Consider the following 220-nt stretch of genomic DNA (forward strand, 5'->3'; position numbering starts at 1 on the left):
GTGTCAGAGCCAGGCAGCCTGGACAACCTTACGGTGCTGGACTGTCCGGAGGCGATGGCGCCGTTGGCGGCTGGGCAGGTACGGGTAGCGGTGCGAGCGGCGGGGTTGAACTTCCGGGACGTGCTAATCGGGTTGGGTATGTATCCGGATCCGACCGCGGTGATGGGTAGCGAGGCAGCCGGAGTGGTGATCGAGACTGCCCCGGATGTGACCGAGGTGG

1 protein-coding gene is annotated in these 220 nt (G+C 65.9%); it reads left to right on the forward strand.

Features of this window, described 5'->3' with window-relative positions; genetic code table 11:
* Window positions 1–220 (forward strand): alcohol dehydrogenase catalytic domain-containing protein (locus ACLQ22_RS32210; RefSeq protein ID WP_425695641.1); only part of this gene is annotated, 220 nt, incomplete at both ends.

Source organism: Micromonospora sp. DT178, assembly GCF_049841695.1.
Taxonomy (GTDB): Bacteria; Actinomycetota; Actinomycetes; order Mycobacteriales; family Micromonosporaceae; genus Micromonospora.